We start from the raw sequence: 16,900 nt of genomic DNA on the forward strand, positions 1-16,900 counted from the left end.
GAGCCTCCCCGTACCGCGGTGATGGCCGCGTCCTCCTCAGGGAGGGCGCGGCCATCGCCGTTCCCTTTTTCCCCCTTTTCCCCGCCGTCCTCCGTCGCGTTCGACCGGATGTCCGAGCCCGGGATGGATCTTCCCGAGTCGAAAACCGGGACAGATGCCTGCAAAATGACCATGCCGGGATCTTCCCGGTGGGTTCGGGGAGGAGGCGGGCGTGCGCGCGAGGCCGAGCCGGGCGGTATCACTGCTGGTCACCTCGGTGTTCCTGACAGCCCTCCTGGGCCCCGGAGCCCTCGCCCAGCCCGGCGCGGGGGAGCCCGCGCCCGGCCCCGAAGCCGCCGGCCGGGCCGTCGTGGACCTCGACGACATCCCCGCCGAGCCACCCGTACGGCCCGCACGGCCACCCGTACGGGAACTCTTCGGCGCCGACTGCGACACCGAGATCACCGGCTCCACGGTGGTCGCGTCCTGCCACAACGGCTACCCCGAGACCGACCTGCTCCGCCTCCACGTCGAGTGCGAGCGCTGGTGGGACGTGGACGGGGACGGCGCCCTCGTCCCCCTGGACCCGGCCGGCCGCACCCGGCTCACCGGCCGCTGCTGGAAGGAGGTCCGCACCGCCTGGGTGAGCCACCAGCGCACCCCGGACGGACCCTAGGGGTACTCGCGACTCGTGGATCAGGCCGGGGTCTTGCCCAGGCAGGCGAAGGGGTAGCCCGCCGCCTCCGCCGCGGCGGTGTCGCCGTCCCCGCGCCGGATGGCCTCGATCAGCCGGCCGTGGTCCAGGTGGTCCGCCGGGTTCAGCTCGGTGCCGACGTCCGTCCGCAGCCAGTCCGCGACCAGGTCGCCGAGGTCCGCGTACAGCTCGATCAGCACGTCGTTGTGCGAGGCCGTCACCACCGCCATGTGCAGGCTCACGTCCGCCGCCACGAACAGCTCCGCGTCCCCGCTCGCCCACGCCTCCTCGCGCCGCGCCAGCAGCGCGTCCAGCTGTACGAGGTCCCGGTCGGTCCGCCGTTCCGCCGCCAGCCGGGCCGCCGAGGACTCCAGCGTCGAGCGCAGCTCCGCGATGTGCCGGGGGTCGGCCCCGGCGAAGCGCCGGTGCATCACCCCGGCCAGCTCGCTGGTGGCGAGCACGTACGTACCCGAACCCTGGCGGATGTCCAGCAGCCCGTTGTGCGCCAGGGCCCGGACCGCCTCCCGCACGGTGTTGCGGGCGACGCCCAGCAGTTCCACCAGCTCGGGCTCGGTGGGGATCCGGCTCCCGACCGGCCACTCGCCGGACGTGATCTGGTTCCTCAGCTGGGCGATCACCTGGTCGACGAGCGCGGATCGCCGGGGCGAGGTCAGCGGCATGGCGGGTGGAACCCCCTCGGGGTCGGCCGGAGCGGCGACGGACGGAACCGTCCAGGACGGTTCAAGAGTGGACAACCAATCATCCCATGATTCTATGATGGCCGGATGCGCGACGAAGACATCCAGACCATGAACCGCCCGGCGGTGGCGAGCGGCGGCTCCGCCGCCCTGCCCGCCCCCACCCCCGCCGACGCCGCCCCCAAGTGGCTGGGCCCGGTACTCGTCGTCGGAATCGTGCTGGCCGCCCTCAACCTGCGGCCCGCCATCACCAGCCTCGGAGCCCTCTTCGAGGAGGCCCGCACCGGCCTCCACATGAGCGGCACCGTCGCCGGACTGATCACCTCGGTCCCCGCGCTCTGCTTCGCCGTCTTCGGCGTCACCGCCCCCCGGCTCTCCCGCCGCTTCGGCCCGGCCGCCGTCGTCTGCGCCGGCATGGCCGCCGTCGCCGCCGGCCTCGTCATCCGCCCCTTCGCCGACGGCGCCGCCGGGTTCCTCGCCGCCAGCGCCCTGTCCCTGGCCGGCATAGCCCTGACCAACGTGCTGCTCCCGGTGATCGTCAAGCGCTACTTCCCGGACCGGGTCGGCACCATGACCGGCCTCTACTCCATGGCCCTGGCCGCCGGCACCTCCCTCGCCGCCGCCGCGACCGTCCCCCTCACCGACGCCTTCGGCGGCAGCTGGCGCACCGGCCTGCTGATCTGGGCCGCCCTCGCCGTCGTCGCCGTACTGCCCTGGCTGCCCATCGCCGCCGCCGGCCGCCGCGAGAAGGCCGCGGCCCCCGCCGCCGCGACCGCCGCGACCGGCCCCTCCGTCGTCCGCAGCCGCACCGCCTGGGCCCTGGCCTGCTACTTCGGCCTCCAGGCCACCGGCGCCTACGTCACCATGGGCTGGCTCCCGCAGATCTTCCGCGACGCGGGCGTCTCCGCCTCCACCGCCGGGGTGCTGCTCGCCGTCACCATGGTCATGGGCGTCCCCCTGGCCTTCGTCATCCCCGGCCTCGCCGGACGGATGCGCAACCAGGGACCCATCGCCGTCGTCCTCGGACTCTTCGGCTTCGCCGGCTACCTCGGGCTCTACCTCGCTCCCGCCGCCGGAGCCTGGGCCTGGGCCCTGCTGCTCGGCATCTCCAACTGCGCCTTCCCCCTCGTCATCACGATGATCGGGCTCCGCGCCAAGTCCCCGGCCGGGGTCGTCAAGCTCTCCGCCTTCGCCCAGAGCACCGGCTACCTCATCTCCATCCCCGGACCCCTGGTCATCGGCACCCTCTACCAGCACAGCGGCGGCTGGGACCTCCCGCTGGCCCTGATGGCGGCCCTCCTCGTCCCCCAGATCGCCCTCGGCCTCCTCGCCGGCCGGGACCGCACGATCGAGGACGAATGCGGCATGCGAGACTGAACGGCATGTCGCCCGTACTCGAACCCAACCCCCAGAACGGCCACAAGAAGCTCGGCCTCGTGCTCGGCGCGATGCTGCTCGTGACCGTCGTCATCGCCGTCATCGCGACCATCGCCTCCCCCTGACACCCGGGCGCCCCGGCGGATGGTGGGGATAACCCCACCATCCCCTAGGGGGCCTGGTTCAGGGTTGTCTGGGGTGTGCCCCGGATGGGAACCGCCCCTTCGGATCCATAGATTCGAAGGAGAGCGAGCCCGTCCCACCCGCACACACACGGAGGCGGCCATGTCGGCCCCCGCACACCTTCCCGCCACCCGCACCACCGCCCCCGACACCCGGCTGCACTGGTGGACGCTGGCCCTGCCCGCGCTCGCCTTCGGCCTCCTGCTGCTCCTCCTCGCCGGCTCCGGGCAGGCGCACGCCGCCGGAACAGAGGGCTCCGCGCTCGTCCAGGTCACCCACCAGCTGCTGCGCGCCGTCGGCTGACCCACGTGCGCCGGGCACGCCCCACCGGGGAGGGAAGGGCCCCCAACACCCTGCGCCCGGTGGCTCGTTTCGTGCGAAGCTGGGGGCCATGAGCGCCGACACACCCCGCAGGATCGCCCTCCTCCGGCACGCCAAGGCCGACTGGCCGCAGGTGTCCGACCACGACCGCCCGCTGGCGGAACGCGGCCGCAAGGACGCGCCCGCCGTCGGACTGAAGCTCGCCGAGACCGGCATCGCCTTCGACCTGGCCCTCTGCTCCACCGCCGCCCGCACCCGGGAGACCTGGAAGCTCGCCGTCCAGGAACTCCCGTCCCGGCCGAAGACCTCGTACGAGGAGCGGATCTACGAGGCGTCGCCCGGCGAGCTCATCGCCCTGCTGAACGAGACCCCCGACGAGGTGTCCGACCTCCTCGTCATCGGCCACAACCCCGGCATGCACGCCCTCGCCGACGTCCTCTCCGGACGCTCCGAGGGCGACACCCTGGCCCGGATGACACGTACGGGCTTCCCGACCGCCGCGCTGGCCATCGTCTCCTTCACCGGCTCGTGGAAGTCCCTCGAACCCGGCGTGTGCACCCTCCTGGACTACTGGACGCCCAAGGAGCACTGAGCCGGGGACGACGCGCGCCCGGCCGGAGGTGTCCGGCCGGGCGCGCGTGCGTACGGGAGTCGGGGCCTCAGGCCAGGTCGGCGGCTTCCACTTCCTCCCGGGTGACGCCGAGCAGGTAGAGCACGGCATCCAGGAAGGGGACGTTCACGGCGGTGTGCGCGGCCTCGCGGACCACCGGCTTGGCGTTGAAGGCCACGCCCAGCCCGGCCGCGTTCAGCATGTCCAGGTCATTGGCCCCGTCGCCGATCGCCACCGTCTGCGACAGCGGCACCCCGGCCTCCGCGGCGAAGCGGCGCAGCAGCCGGGCCTTGCCCGCCCGGTCCACGATCTCCCCGGTGACCTTGCCCGTCAGCTTCCCGTCGACGATCTCCAGGGTGTTCGCCGAGGCGAAGTCCAGCCCCAGCCGCTCCCGCAGGTCGTCCGTGACCTGCGTGAACCCGCCGGAGACCACGCCCACCTGGTAGCCGAGCGTCTTCAGGGTCCGGATCAGGGTCCGCGCGCCGGGCGTCAGCCGCACCTCGGAACGGACCTTGTCCACCACCGACGCGTCCAGCCCCGCCAGCAGCTCCACACGGGCGTGCAGGGACTGCTCGAAGTCCAGCTCGCCGCGCATGGCCCGCTCGGTCACCTCGGCGACCTCGGCCTCGCAGCCGGCGTGCGCGGCGAAGAGCTCGATGACCTCGTCCTGGATCAGGGTCGAGTCCACGTCCATCACCACCAGCCGCTGCGCCCGGCGGTGCAGCCCGGCCGAGACGACGGCCACGTCCACGCCGATCTGCGCGGCGGTGGTGGCCAGGGCGGTGCGCAGCGGCTCGGTCTCGACGCCGGAGACGGCGAACTCGACCGCCGTCACCGGGAACTTGGCGAGCCGGAAGATACGGTCGATGTTGCCGCCGGCCGCGGTGATCCGGGCGGCGATGGTGGCGGTGGACTCGGCGGTGAGCGGGTGCCCGAGGACGGTGACGTGGGACCGGCCGCTGCCGCGCGGCCGGTTGTCACCGGTACCGGAGATGATCTCCGCCTGCAGCTTGAGCGACTCGGCCCAGCTGTGCACGGTGGAGCGCAGCTCGCCCTCGGAGCCGGCGACGGGCTTGGTGACGAGGACGCACAGGACGATGCGGCCGCGGGTGACGACCTGCTCGATGTCGACGACATCGACGGAGTAGGCGGCGAGGGTGTCGAACAGCCCGGCGGTGATCCCGGGACGGTCCTTGCCGAAGATCTTGACGAGGAGGGTGGGGACGTCGGAGGTCTGCGAAGCGCTCATGGTGCCCACACCGTATCTTCCCACCCCCTCGCGCAGGATTCCCGTCCCACCTTTCAGACGCGCCGCGCGTGCGGAGGGCGGCGGCGGGTGAAGAAGGAGGAAAAGGGTGCGGTCCGTGAAGGAGGCGAGGAGGCGAGAAGTCCCGTATCGCACTCTCCGAGTGCATTCGACCCGCCTGTCGGCCGCCTGAGGGCCCTCGCGGAAGGCCCCGATTCCACATGTGGCCGCAGGCCTGAAATAGTTCCACCGGATGTTCGCCATCCCTAGACTCCCTGACGTCGTTCTCCCTGGACGCCAGGGGGATTCTCGGGGGACCTTAAGTGGGGCTGGAGTGCCGGAACTCGTACTGGAATTGAACGGAAGGACCTGGACGCTCGATCCGTCCAGGTCGTACTCGCTGGGGCGCGATCCCCAGGGAGACGTGGTGATCGATGACGCCAGGGTGTCGTGGCGGCACGCCACCATCAGCTGGAACGGCCGGGGTTGGGCCATCGAGGACCACGGCAGCACCAACGGCACCTACGTGCACGGCGCGCGGGTCCAGCATGCGGAGCTCGTGCCGGGCACCCCGGTGCACCTGGGCAACGCCACCGACGGCCCGCGGCTGAATCCGAGCGCCCCGCAGGCGCAGCAGCAGCCGGCCTACCAGGCCCCGGCGCAGCAGCAGGCGTACCAGGCCCAGGCGCCGGCCCAGCAGCAGCCGCAGCAGCAGCCCGCCTGGGACCAGCAGCCGCAGCAGCAGCAGCAGCCGTACGTGCCGCAGCAGCAGGGCGGCGCCGGCGGCGGCATTCCCGCGCAGCAGGGCGCCGCGGCCCCCGGGTACAGCAGTGACCACCGCAGCCCGACGACGTTCCACCAGATCGCCGTCGGCCGCGTCATGCGCATCGGCCGCGCCCTGGAGAACGAGCTCGTCGTCTCCGACCTCCAGGTCTCGCGCCACCACGCGGAGTTCCGCTCCACCGGCGGCCGCTTCGAGATCCACGACCTCGGCAGCCACAACGGCACCTACGTCAACGGCCAGCCCCTGCCCAAGTCCGGCACCGCCCTGCTCGGCCCGAACGACATCGTCGGCGTCGGCCACTCGACGTTCAAGATCGTCGGCGACCGGCTCGAGGAGTTCGTCGACACCGGTGACGTCTCCTTCTCGGCCCGCCACCTCACGGTCACGGTCGACGGCGGCAAGCAGATCCTCAAGGACGTCACCTTCGGCGTCCCCGAGAAGTCGCTCATCGGCGTCATCGGCCCCTCCGGCTCCGGCAAGTCGACGCTCCTGAAGGCGCTCACCGGCTACCGGCCCGCCGACCAGGGTGACGTCCTCTACGACAACCGCAACCTGTACAAGCAGTTCGCGGAGCTCCGCCAGCGCATCGGCCTGGTCCCGCAGGACGACATCCTGCACAAGGAGCTGAAGGTCTCCACCGCCCTGAAGTACGCGGCCAAGCTCCGCTTCCCGGGCGACACCGCCGAGTCCGAGCGTGACGCCCGCATCGACGAGGTGCTGCGCGAGCTCAAGCTCGACATCCACAAGGACAAGAAGATCACCTCGCTCTCGGGTGGTCAGCGCAAGCGCGTGTCCGTGGCCCTGGAGCTGCTCACCAAGCCGTCGCTGATCTTCCTGGACGAGCCGACCTCCGGCCTCGACCCGGGCATGGACCGCGACGTCATGCAGCTGCTGCGCACCCTCGCCAACGACAGCCGCACGATCCTCGTCGTCACCCACTCCGTGGCCGAGCTGGGCCTGTGCGACAAGCTGCTCGTCATGGCCCCGGGCGGGTCCGTCGCCTACTTCGGCCCGCCGGACGAGGCGCTGAACTTCTTCGGCTACACCGACTGGGCCGACGTGTTCAACGCCTTCGAGAACTACCGCGACTACGACTGGGCCGGCCGCTGGAAGGGCTCGCTGCACTACCAGCGGTACGCCGCCGACCTCGACGCCGTCGCCCCGCAGCAGGTCGCGATGGCGCCGCAGCAGATGACCCCGCCGAAGCCGCAGGCCTGGGGCTCGCAGCTGTGGACGCTGATGCGCCGCTACGTCTCGGTGATCGCCTCCGACGTCGGCTTCCTCGCCCTGATGGTGCTGATGCCCGCCGTCCTGGGCGTGGTCTCCATCGTGATCCCCGCGAAGTTCGGCCTCGCGCCGCCGACCCCGCCGTCGCGCTTCAACGGCGACGCGGGCACGATCATGCTGATCCTCGCGGTCGGCATGTGCTTCTCGGGCGCCGCGAACTCGGTCCGTGAGCTGATCAAGGAACGCGTCATCTACGAGCGTGAGCGCGCGACCGGCCTGTCCCGGTCCGCGTACCTCATGTCGAAGGTGATCGTCCTCGGTGTGATCACCGCCCTCCAGGGCGTGATCATCTGCGCCATCGCCTTCACCCCGCGCAAGCTGCCCGCCGAGGGCCTGTTCATGAACCCGGCCGTCGAGCTCTGCATCTCGGTCACCGCGCTCGGCTTCACCGCGATGATGTTCGGCCTCGTGATCTCCTCGCTGGTGAAGACCGCCGAGAAGACCATGCCGCTGCTCGTCATGTTCGCCATCGTCCAGGTCGTCTTCACCGGCATCCTGTTCCAGCTGTACGACAAGATCGGCCTGGAGCAGTTCGCCTACCTGATGCCGTCCCGCTGGGCCATCGGCGCCGCGGGCACCACCCTGAACCTGGGCAAGCTCATGGCGCCCTGGGACCCGCAGAACCCCACCAACACCGACCCGCTGTGGGACCACACCGCCGCCCAGTGGTTCATGGACGTCTCCGTCCTGCTGCTGCTCGGCGTGATCTGCGGCTTCGCCGTGGCGCGCCTGCTGCGCCGCCACGAGCCCGAGGTCATGCGCAAGTAGCGGGCGGGGGTCCGCCAGGACCCGCGTACGCGTGAAACGCCTCAGGGCGGCTCCCGGAAGTCCGGGGGCCGCCCTGAGGCGCATGGGGGCGCGCGGTGCCTAGTAGGCGCTGTTCACGTTGTCCATGGAGCCGTAGCGGTCGGCGGCGTAGTTGCACGCGGCGACGATGTTCGCGACCGGGTCGTACAGGTCGAACTTGGTGCCCTTGACGTGGTACGTGTTGAAGGTCGGCTGGATGACCTGGAGCAGGCCCTTCGACGGGATGCCGTTCTTCGCGTTGATGTCCCACAGGTTGATCGCGCGGGGGTTGCCGCTCGACTCGCGCATGATGTTGCGGTGGATGCCGGAGTAGGTGCCCGGAATGCCTTCCTTCTTCATGATGAAGAGGGCTTCCTTGATCCAGCCGTCGAGGTTGTTCGCGAAGACCGGCGTGCGGGCCGCGGAACGGCTGGCGGCTTCCTTGGTCTCGCGGTCCTTCTTCGCCTGCGCCTCGGCCTCGGCCTTCGCCGCGTCCTTGGCCTTCTGGTCGGCGACGGCCTGCTGGGCGCCGACGTGCTTCTGCACGGACTGGGTCCAGGCGACCGGGGCGGCCTCGAACGTCTGAGCCTGAGCGGTCTCGGTACCGGCGGGGACGAGGGAGAAGGCGAGCGCGGCGGCACCGAGGGTGGCGACGCCGGCGATCGACAGCTTGTGCGCCTTCGTCAGACGATAGTGACCGGGAGTGCTGGAAGCAGACATGCGGGGCAACCTCTTCGATAGGCGGAGCCGCAGGAAAGCGCCGCTCGGATCCGGGACCCGCGGCGCTGTGCGACGGCAGCCATTCTTAGCGGCGGCAAAATCGCCTGGCAAAGGTGTGACGTACGATCCCGGTTAGTGGATCAGGGCCCTCCGCGGAAGCGGCATTTCCGCCCCCACCACTAGGCGCAGCAGCACTGACGGCGCCTTTATGCGTCCACTACGCGGCTTCGTAAGTGATGTGCGTCCTATGCCGGGGCTCACATCGGACACGTAACGGTCTCACCGGGAGTTGCTGCCGCAATTCAATGCGTGACCGAACTCCGCCTTCCGGACGAGACGATCTCCGCCGGACCTCATCCCCAGGGCGCAGGCCCCGCCCCCGCACCCCCTCCCCGGGCCGTACGCCCCAGGTCCCAGGACCTACGCCCGACGCCCGATCCCGCAGGTCAGGGCCGCCGGTACGGTGAGCCCATGCACAACGGACCCGCTACGGGAGGACTGGCGGCCGTCAGCACCGCCCTGCTCGCCATGAGCCGGCGGCTGGAGGTCCACGACGTCCTGCGCACGATCGTCGCCTCCGCCCGCGAGCTGCTGGACGCCGAGTACGCCGCCCTCGGCGTCCCGGACGACCACGGGGGCTTCGCCCAGTTCGTCGTGGACGGCATCAGCGAGGAGCAGTGGCGCCGCATCGGCCCGCTGCCCCGCCAGCACGGCATCCTCGCCGCGATGCTCCACGAGGAGAGCCCCGAGCGGCTCGCGGACGTACGGAAGGACCCGCGCTTCGGCGGCTGGCCCGCCGCCCACCCCGAGATGTCCGGCTTCCTCGGCCTGCCCATCAGGGACGGGGAGGAGAACCTCGGCGCCCTCTTCCTCGCCAACAAGAACGGCCCCGGCGGCTTCACCGACGAGGACGAGGCGCTCCTCTCCCTCCTCGCCCAGCACGCGGCCATAGCCCTCACCAACGCGCGCCTCTACGAGCGCAGCCGCGAGCTGACCATCGCCGAGGAACGCTCCCGGCTCGCCCACGAGCTGCACGACGCCGTCAGCCAGAAGCTGTTCTCCCTGCGCCTGACCGCCCAGGCCGCCGCCGCCCTCGTGGACCGCGACCCGGCCCGCGCCAAGGGGGAGCTCCAGCAGGTCGCAGCGCTCGCCGCGGAGGCCGCCGACGAGCTCCGCGCCGCCGTGACCGAGCTGCGGCCCGCCGCCCTGGACGAGGACGGCCTCGTCCACACCCTCCGCGACCACGTCCGCGTCCTCGACCGCGCCCACACCGCGCGCGTCACCTTCACCTGTGACGGTGTACGGGCCCTGCCCGCCTCCCAGGAGGAGGCCCTGCTGCGGGTCGCCCAGGAGGCCCTGCACAACGCCCTCCGCCACTCCGGCGCCGACCGCGTCGAGGTCACCCTCGCCCGCACCCCCGAGGGCGGCGCCGTCCTGCGCGTCCGGGACTGGGGCAGGGGCTTCTCCCCGTCCACCGTCCGCAAGGCCGGCCGGCACCTGGGGCTCGTCTCCATGCGGGACCGCGCCAGTGGCGCCGGAGGCCGCCTGGAGGTCCGCTCGGAGCCCGGTGCGGGCACCACGATCGAGATGGAGGTCCCCGGTGGCTGACACCCCCGGCCGCGGCCGGATCCGCGTCCTGCTCGTCGACGACCACCAGGTGGTCCGCCGCGGCCTGCGCACCTTCCTGGAGGTACAGGAGGACATCGAGGTGGTCGGAGAGGCCGCCGACGGGGCGGAGGGCACCGCCCGCGCCGAGGAGCTGCGGCCCGACGTGATCCTGATGGACGTCAAGATGCCCGGCACCGACGGCATCGAGGCCCTGCGGCGGCTGCGGGAGCTGGAGAACCCGGCCCGGGTCCTGATCGTCACCAGCTTCACGGAACAGCGGACGGTGGTCCCCGCGCTGCGGGCCGGCGCCGCCGGGTACCTCTACAAGGACATCGACCCCGACGCCCTGGCCGGAGCCATCCGCTCCGTGCACGCCGGACACGTCCTGCTGCAGCCGGAGGTCGCGGAGGCCCTGCTGGCCGCCCAGGACGACCAGAGCGGCCCGGGGGGCCGCCAGGGGTCGCTGACGGACCGCGAGCGCGAGGTCCTCGGCCTGATCGCCGACGGCCGCTCGAACCGGGAGATCGCCAGGGCGCTCGTCCTGTCCGAGAAGACGGTCAAGACCCACGTCTCGAACATCCTGATGAAGCTCGACCTCTCCGACCGCACCCAGGCGGCGCTGTGGGCCGTCAGGCACGGCATCGCGGAGTGACGGCGGAGTAATGGGCTGAGCTGAGATTCATACGGTCGGGTGTATGTAGCCCACATGGCGTATCCCGAGCGGGGTGCCGCCGTTCTCCATGGCGTGCCGCGACGGCTGGTCGCGGCAGACGTACTGGAGGACGAGAACGTGAAGAACTTCAAGAAGGCCGCAGCCGTCACCATGATCGCGGGCGGCCTCGTCGCCGCCGGCGCCGGTGTCTCCTCGGCGCACGGCGGTGCGTCCGCGGAGGGCGAGGCCCTGAACTCGCCCGGCGTGGCCTCCGGGAACCTGCTCCAGGTCCCCGTGCACGTCCCGGTGAACGTGGTCGGCAACACCGTCAGCGTGATCGGCCTGCTCAACGGCGCCTGGGGCAACACCGGCGTCAACGCCTGACCCCCACCCCACCGGCCCCGCTTCCACCCTCTCCCCGGGAAGCGGGGCCGCGGCGCGTGCCGGCGGAGCTACAGATAGCCCCGCCGGCGTTTGAGGCGCTGGGGGTCCCCCCAGCGGTAGCTGGGGGAGGGTCTGGGGGCGGAGCCCCCAAGGGGGTCCGGGGCGCAGCCCCGGGGAACGGGCGAAGGGCGGGTAGGGGACTCCGCCCCGCGCAGCGGTACCGCCCGCGCGAGCACCCCCGCACCCGCCGGACGGCTACAGGGCCTCCACCGCCGAGTTGTACGCCGCCACCAGCGCCCGCCGAGCGACCCGCTCCACCGGCCGCAGCGCCTCCGCCCGCGCCGCCATCTCCGAGGCGGCCACCGCGCCCCCGTGCCCGCGCTCGTACGCCAGCGACACCAGCAGGTCCACCCGCTGCGCCAGCGCCAGCACCCGCACCGCCCGCGCCGGGTACCCGGGCGCCAGTACGTCCCGGCCCGCGTCCGCCCGCGCCCGGTACGCCGACAGCGCCGCCTCGGCCACCGGACCCGACGCCGCCACGTCCAGCCGCGTCAGCACCACCGTCGCCTCGCGCAGCGCCTCGGCCAGCTCCCGCTCGGCCTCGCCCAGCGAAGGCACGTCCGCCGGCGGGGCCTCCCGCACCGGCAGGCAGTGCCACACCACCGAGACGTGCACGTCACCCGTCGGCCCCGCCTCCGTGACTTCCGGCACCAGCCCCAGCGCGGCCCCCGCGCACACCACAGCCTCCTCGGCCTCCAGCGCCCGCGCGTTGAACTCCGGCGGCCCGCTCAGCCCCAGCGGATGCCCCGCCACCGGCAGAGCCACCCGCAGCCCGCTCACCCCCAGCGTCCGCAGCCGCCCCAGCGCCAGCGTGAGCCCCACCGGCCCCGCCTCACCCGGCAGCCCGGCGACCCGGTGCACGGCGTCCTCGCCCACGATCGACAGCGCCGCCTCGTCGGGCGAGACCAGACCGGCCAGCAGAGCGTTCCCCCAGGCGGCCAGCCGCCCTGAACGTGGTTCGAAAAGCATCCCCCCACTCTACGGATCGGCCCCCCGACCCGGGCTGGCGCCCGGAGCCCGCTCCGAGTGGCGTAGGTTTTCCCCTGGGGCCGCGCCTACAGGCGCGCACAGAGAACCGTGACTGCAAGGGGTGACAACACGCTCATGAGCGATGTTCTGGAGCTGGTGGACGTATCCGTGGTCCGCGAGGGCCGGGCTCTGGTGGACCAGGTCTCCTGGTCGGTCAAGGAGGGGGAGCGCTGGGTCATCCTCGGCCCCAACGGCGCCGGCAAGACCACGCTGCTGAACCTCGCCTCCAGCTACCTCTACCCCACCAAGGGCACCGCCACGATCCTCGGCAGCACCCTCGGCAAGCCCGGCAGCGACGTCTTCGAGCTGCGCCCGCGCATCGGCGTCGCCGGCATCGCGCTCGCCGACAAGCTCCCGAAGCGGCAGACCGTCCTGCAGACCGTGCTCACCGCCGCCTACGGCATGACCGCGACCTGGCAGGAGGAGTACGAGGACATCGACGAGCAGCGCGCCCGCGCGTTCCTCGACCGCCTCGGCATGACCGAGTACCTCGACCGGAAGTTCGGCACCCTCTCCGAGGGCGAGCGCAAGCGCACCCTGATCGCCCGCGCCCTGATGACCGACCCCGAGCTGCTCCTCCTCGACGAGCCCGCCGCCGGCCTCGACCTCGGGGGCCGCGAGGACCTCGTCCGCCGCCTCGGCCGCCTCGCCCGCGACCCCATGGCCCCGTCCATGGTCATGGTCACGCACCACGTCGAGGAGATCGCCCCCGGCTTCACGCACGTCCTGATGATCCGGCAGGGCAAGGTCGTCACCGCCGGTCCCATCGACCTGGAGCTGACCTCCCGCAACCTCTCCCTCTGCTTCGGCCTCCCGCTCATCGTCGAGCGCAACGAGCACGACCGCTGGAGCGCCCAGGGCCTGCCCCTGCGCTAGGGGGTGCCCGCAGGGGGTGTCCGCCGGGCCCGGCGCCAGGCCCCGCCGTTCGCGCCCTGTCCGGCCGCGCCCGCCCGACCTACCATGACCATGTGGACATCGACGCATGGGTGTGGTGGCTCATCGGCGCGGTCGGACTGGGCATCCCCCTGGTCCTGACCGCCCTGCCGGAGTTCGGCATGTTCGCCGTCGGCGCGGTCGCCGCGGCCGTCACCGCGGCCGTCGGCGGGGGAGTGGTCGCCCAGGTCCTGGTCTTCGTGATCGTGTCGGTCGCGCTGATCGCCGTCGTCCGGCCGATCGCCAACCGCCACCGCGACCAGCGGCCCCAACACCGCAGCGGCATCGAGGCGTTGAAGGGCAGGTCCGCCGTCGTCCTGGAACGGGTCGACGGCAGCGGCGGCCGGATCAAACTGGCCGGCGAGATCTGGTCCGCCCGCACCCTCGACTCGGACACCAGTTTCGAACCCGGCCAGTCCGTCGACGTCGTCGACATCGACGGAGCGACCGCGGTCGTCATGTGACAAGCAGCCCACCCGCGGCCCCGGGGTCTGCGAGACTCCGATCAACGGGGCAGCACAGACAGCCGGAAGGGCACGGGGAACCGCATGCAACCGATCATCATCGTCCTGATCATCCTGGTGGTACTGGTCTTCATCGCCCTGGTCAAGACGATCCAGGTGATCCCGCAGGCCAGCGCCGCCATCGTCGAGCGGTTCGGCCGCTACACCCGCACCCTCAACGCGGGCCTCAACATCGTCGTCCCGTTCATCGACTCCATCCGCAACCGGATCGACCTCCGCGAACAGGTCGTCCCCTTCCCGCCGCAGCCGGTCATCACCCAGGACAACCTGGTCGTCAACATCGACACCGTCATCTACTACCAGGTGACCGACGCCCGTGCCGCCACGTACGAAGTGGCCAGCTACATCCAGGCCATCGAGCAGCTCACCGTCACCACCCTCCGCAACATCATCGGCGGCATGGACCTGGAGCGGACCCTCACCTCCCGCGAGGAGATCAACGCCGCCCTGCGCGGGGTCCTCGACGAGGCCACCGGCAAGTGGGGCATCCGCGTCAACCGCGTCGAGCTGAAGGCCATCGAGCCGCCGACCTCCATCCAGGACTCGATGGAGAAGCAGATGCGCGCCGACCGCGACAAGCGCGCCGCGATCCTCCAGGCCGAGGGCGTCCGCCAGTCGGAGATCCTGCGCGCCGAGGGCGAGAAGCAGTCCTCCATCCTGCGCGCCGAGGGCGAGGCCAAGGCCGCGGCCCTGAAGGCCGAGGGCGAGGCCCAGGCCATCCGCACGGTCTTCGAGTCCATCCACGCCGGCGACGCCGACCAGAAGCTCCTCGCCTACCAGTACCTCCAGATGCTCCCGAAGATCGCCGAAGGCGATGCCAACAAGCTCTGGATCGTGCCCAGCGAGATCGGGGACGCGCTCAAGGGACTCTCGGGCGCCATGGGCAACTTCGGCCCCCTCGGCGGTGGTTCGAGCGGCTTCAACCCGCAGAACCCCGGCAAGGGCGCCCCCGCCCAGGACACGTCGGCCGAGCGGCGCGAACAGCCCCCCATCGACTGACGAGGCCTCCCCCTCGTGCATGATCGGTGAGGCCCCTCGACCTTCATGGCGGGGAGGCGACTCACTCACACAAAGGGGATGGCTCCGTCCATGTCCATGTCCATCTGGGAATCGCTCGCGGTCTTCGGCGCCGGAATCGGCGCCGGGACCATCAACACCATCGTCGGCTCCGGCACCCTGATCACCTTCCCGGTGCTCCTCGCCACCGGCCTGCCCCCGGTCACCGCCAACGTCTCCAACACCCTCGGCCTGGTGCCCGGTTCCATCAGCGGAGCCATCGGCTACCGCAAGGAACTCCAGGGCCAGCGCGCCCGCATCCTGCGCCTCGGCTCCGTCTCCCTCGTCGGCGGGCTCGCGGGCGCCATCCTGCTCCTGACCCTGCCGTCGGACTCCTTCGGCACGATCGTGCCCGTCCTCATCGGACTCGCCCTCGTACTCGTCGTCCTCCAGCCCCGGCTCGCCGCGGCCCTGCGCCGCCGCCAGGAAGCGGCGGGAGGTGATCCGGGCACGGCGGACGGCGGCACGCCACTGCTGGCCGGCATGCTGCTCTCCAGCGCGTACGGGGGCTACTTCGGCGCCGCCCAGGGCGTCCTCTACGTCGGCCTGATGGGGCTGCTGCTCCACGAGGACCTGCAACGGATCAACGCCGTCAAGAACGTGGTCGCCGCGCTCGTCAACGGCATCGCGGCCGTCTTCTTCCTCTTCGTCGCCGACTTCGACTGGACGGCCGTGCTCCTCATCGCCGTCGGCTCCACCATCGGCGGACAGATCGGCGCCAAGGTCGGCCGCCGGCTCCCCCCGACCGCCCTGCGCGGAGTCATCGTGACGGTCGGGATCCTCGCCATCGTCCAACTGCTGCTCCGCTGAGCGGCGTAGGAAAACTACGCCGCCCAACGGGCCCGGGTGGACACCGGACTACGCGGTACGCGCCAGCCACTCCGGCAGCGCGTCCTCCCCGGCAACCCCCATGGCGAGCAGCATCGCGTCCGCCGGAGAAGGCACGAAGGGCTTCCGCAACAGCGGCATCCCCGCCTCCTCCGGCGTCCGCGCCGCCTTGCGGTGGTTGTCCTCGGCACAGGAGGCCACCGTGTTCAACCACGTGTCACCACCCCCCTGGGCCCGCGGCAGCACGTGGTCCACGGTCGTCGCGCGCTTCCCGCAGTACGCGCACCGGTGCTGGTCCCTGACCAGCACCCCCCGCCGTGACCAGGGAGCATGTCTTCGGAAGGGCACCCGTACGTACCGGCACAGCCGGATCACCCGGGGCATCGGAAGCTCCATGGTGGCCGCACGCACGAGCAGCTCGGGATGCGACTGTTCGACGACGGCCTTGTCCTGCAGGACCAGGACCACGGCCCGGTTCAGCGTCACCGTCGACAGCGGCTCGAAGCTCGCGTTCAGTACCAGCGTGTCCCGCATCTCGCCCACCTCCCGTGTGCAGGCCCGCGACCACCCTGGCGGCAAAGCCCGCAACCACTCTGGCCGCGCGCGCCACGCGGGACAACGCAATAAAAATGCCCGGTCCTGGCCTTCTTTAGACCAGGACCGGGCGAACAGCAGGAGAACGATCAACGCGCCGCCGGCGACTCGTACTCACCGATCAGCTGGGCACGGCCGATTGCGTGGAACCGGAGGTGGAAACCGACCGACGCCGGAGAGGACTCCTCGTCCGTCCCCAGCTCCTCCCGGTCCACCGCGTACACGGTGAACACGTACCGGTGCCGCTCCCCGCGCGGCGGAGCCGCCCCGCCGAAGTCGCGCGTGCCGTAGTCGTTGCGCACGTGCACCGCACCCTCGGGCAGCCCCGCGAAGTCACCGCTGCCCGCACCCGCCGGCAACGAGGTCACCGACGCCGGGATGTCGAAGAGCACCCAGTGCCAGAACCCGCTGCCCGTCGGGGCGTCGGGGTCGAAGCAGGTCACCGCGAAGCTCTTCGTCCCCTCGGGGAAGCCCTCCCAGCTCAGCTCCGGCGAGAGGTTCTTGCCCGTCAGCACCTGGGCCGCGTGCAGATCGGCCCCCGGAGCGA

The 16,900-nt window shown here is 71.6% G+C and carries 19 protein-coding genes (1 of these 19 only partly in view); 13 read left to right on the forward strand and 6 right to left on the reverse strand.

Going from position 1 to position 16,900, the window contains the following annotated elements:
- The first annotated feature begins 211 nt into the window (after window positions 1–211).
- On the forward strand, window positions 212–655 hold the full coding sequence (locus OG553_RS26225) for a hypothetical protein (RefSeq protein ID WP_405981333.1): 444 nt from the start codon (window positions 212–214) through the stop codon (window positions 653–655).
- 20 nt (window positions 656–675) lie between these two features.
- On the opposite strand, the gene OG553_RS26230 is transcribed toward OG553_RS26225, so the two are convergent.
- The gene (locus OG553_RS26230; RefSeq protein WP_405983137.1) at window positions 676–1,353 is read right to left on the reverse strand and encodes a FadR/GntR family transcriptional regulator; all 678 of its coding nucleotides are present in this window, start codon (window positions 1,351–1,353) and stop codon (window positions 676–678) included.
- Window positions 1,354–1,458: 105 nt separating this feature from the next.
- Here OG553_RS26230 and OG553_RS26235 point away from each other — a divergent pair, with 105 nt between their 5' ends.
- The 4 genes from OG553_RS26235 to OG553_RS26250 all read left to right on the forward strand — a co-directional run bounded on the left by OG553_RS26235 (window position 1,459) and on the right by OG553_RS26250 (window position 3,844).
- Complete coding sequence (locus tag OG553_RS26235) at window positions 1,459–2,748, forward strand: CynX/NimT family MFS transporter (RefSeq protein WP_405981334.1); 1,290 nt, start codon at window positions 1,459–1,461, stop codon at window positions 2,746–2,748.
- 5 nt (window positions 2,749–2,753) lie between these two features.
- Window positions 2,754–2,873 (forward strand): SGM_5486 family transporter-associated protein, encoded by a 120-nt coding sequence (locus tag OG553_RS26240; protein ID WP_260618654.1) that lies wholly within the window; start codon window positions 2,754–2,756, stop codon window positions 2,871–2,873.
- A 160-nt stretch (window positions 2,874–3,033) separates the two neighbouring features.
- Complete coding sequence (locus OG553_RS26245; RefSeq protein ID WP_405981335.1) at window positions 3,034–3,234, forward strand: hypothetical protein; 201 nt, start codon at window positions 3,034–3,036, stop codon at window positions 3,232–3,234.
- 88 nt (window positions 3,235–3,322) lie between these two features.
- Window positions 3,323–3,844 carry a SixA phosphatase family protein gene (locus OG553_RS26250; protein ID WP_405981336.1) on the forward strand — a complete coding sequence of 174 codons (522 nt, stop codon included), beginning with the start codon at window positions 3,323–3,325 and terminating at the stop codon, window positions 3,842–3,844.
- 67 nt (window positions 3,845–3,911) lie between these two features.
- Here OG553_RS26250 and serB read toward each other — a convergent pair whose 3' ends face one another.
- Complete coding sequence (gene serB / locus OG553_RS26255; protein WP_405981337.1) at window positions 3,912–5,111, reverse strand: phosphoserine phosphatase SerB; 1,200 nt, start codon at window positions 5,109–5,111, stop codon at window positions 3,912–3,914.
- Window positions 5,112–5,442: 331 nt separating this feature from the next.
- Here serB and OG553_RS26260 point away from each other — a divergent pair, with 331 nt between their 5' ends.
- Window positions 5,443–7,947, forward strand: a complete 2,505-nt coding sequence (locus OG553_RS26260; protein ID WP_405981338.1) for an FHA domain-containing protein — start codon at window positions 5,443–5,445, stop codon at window positions 7,945–7,947.
- Window positions 7,948–8,046: 99 nt separating this feature from the next.
- Here the strand turns inward: OG553_RS26260 and OG553_RS26265 are convergent, their stop codons facing one another.
- On the reverse strand, window positions 8,047–8,685 hold the full coding sequence (locus OG553_RS26265; RefSeq protein WP_405981339.1) for a transglycosylase SLT domain-containing protein: 639 nt from the start codon (window positions 8,683–8,685) through the stop codon (window positions 8,047–8,049).
- Between the two features lie 471 nt (window positions 8,686–9,156).
- Between OG553_RS26265 and OG553_RS26270 the strand changes: the two genes are divergently transcribed.
- From OG553_RS26270 to OG553_RS26280, 3 genes are all read left to right on the forward strand, one after another.
- Window positions 9,157–10,293, forward strand: a complete 1,137-nt coding sequence (locus OG553_RS26270; protein ID WP_405981340.1) for a GAF domain-containing sensor histidine kinase — start codon at window positions 9,157–9,159, stop codon at window positions 10,291–10,293.
- Complete coding sequence (locus OG553_RS26275) at window positions 10,286–10,945, forward strand: response regulator (protein ID WP_405981341.1); 660 nt, start codon at window positions 10,286–10,288, stop codon at window positions 10,943–10,945. The genes OG553_RS26270 and OG553_RS26275 overlap by 8 nt, the downstream gene beginning before the upstream one ends.
- A 138-nt stretch (window positions 10,946–11,083) precedes the next feature.
- Window positions 11,084–11,329, forward strand: coding sequence for a chaplin (locus OG553_RS26280; RefSeq protein WP_042803098.1), 246 nt, complete (start codon window positions 11,084–11,086; stop codon window positions 11,327–11,329).
- A gap of 255 nt (window positions 11,330–11,584) precedes the next feature.
- On the opposite strand, the gene OG553_RS26285 is transcribed toward OG553_RS26280, so the two are convergent.
- Complete coding sequence (locus tag OG553_RS26285) at window positions 11,585–12,358, reverse strand: hypothetical protein (RefSeq protein WP_405981342.1); 774 nt, start codon at window positions 12,356–12,358, stop codon at window positions 11,585–11,587.
- Window positions 12,359–12,493: 135 nt separating this feature from the next.
- Between OG553_RS26285 and OG553_RS26290 the strand changes: the two genes are divergently transcribed.
- The 4 genes from OG553_RS26290 to OG553_RS26305 all read left to right on the forward strand — a co-directional run bounded on the left by OG553_RS26290 (window position 12,494) and on the right by OG553_RS26305 (window position 15,741).
- Window positions 12,494–13,294, forward strand: coding sequence for an ABC transporter ATP-binding protein (locus OG553_RS26290; protein WP_405981343.1), 801 nt, complete (start codon window positions 12,494–12,496; stop codon window positions 13,292–13,294).
- Window positions 13,295–13,386: 92 nt separating this feature from the next.
- Window positions 13,387–13,815, forward strand: a complete 429-nt coding sequence (locus tag OG553_RS26295) for an NfeD family protein (RefSeq protein ID WP_007263342.1) — start codon at window positions 13,387–13,389, stop codon at window positions 13,813–13,815.
- Between the two features lie 84 nt (window positions 13,816–13,899).
- Window positions 13,900–14,874, forward strand: a complete 975-nt coding sequence (locus OG553_RS26300) for an SPFH domain-containing protein (protein ID WP_405981344.1) — start codon at window positions 13,900–13,902, stop codon at window positions 14,872–14,874.
- Window positions 14,875–14,970: 96 nt separating this feature from the next.
- Window positions 14,971–15,741: a sulfite exporter TauE/SafE family protein gene (locus OG553_RS26305; protein ID WP_405983138.1), complete on the forward strand. Its 771-nt coding sequence runs from the start codon at window positions 14,971–14,973 to the stop codon at window positions 15,739–15,741.
- A gap of 48 nt (window positions 15,742–15,789) precedes the next feature.
- Here OG553_RS26305 and OG553_RS26310 read toward each other — a convergent pair whose 3' ends face one another.
- Both OG553_RS26310 and OG553_RS26315 read right to left on the reverse strand, forming a co-directional pair.
- Window positions 15,790–16,293: an HNH endonuclease gene (locus tag OG553_RS26310; RefSeq protein ID WP_405981345.1), complete on the reverse strand. Its 504-nt coding sequence runs from the start codon at window positions 16,291–16,293 to the stop codon at window positions 15,790–15,792.
- 149 nt (window positions 16,294–16,442) lie between these two features.
- Window positions 16,443–16,900: the 3' portion of a YbhB/YbcL family Raf kinase inhibitor-like protein gene (locus OG553_RS26315; RefSeq protein WP_405981346.1), read on the reverse strand. Its footprint extends 79 nt past the window's final position; the window shows 458 of its 537 coding nt (coding positions 80–537); its start codon lies off the right edge, out of view; it ends in the stop codon at window positions 16,443–16,445.

The organism is Streptomyces sp. NBC_00158 (assembly GCF_045160885.1).
Taxonomy (GTDB): Bacteria; Actinomycetota; Actinomycetes; order Streptomycetales; family Streptomycetaceae; genus Streptomyces.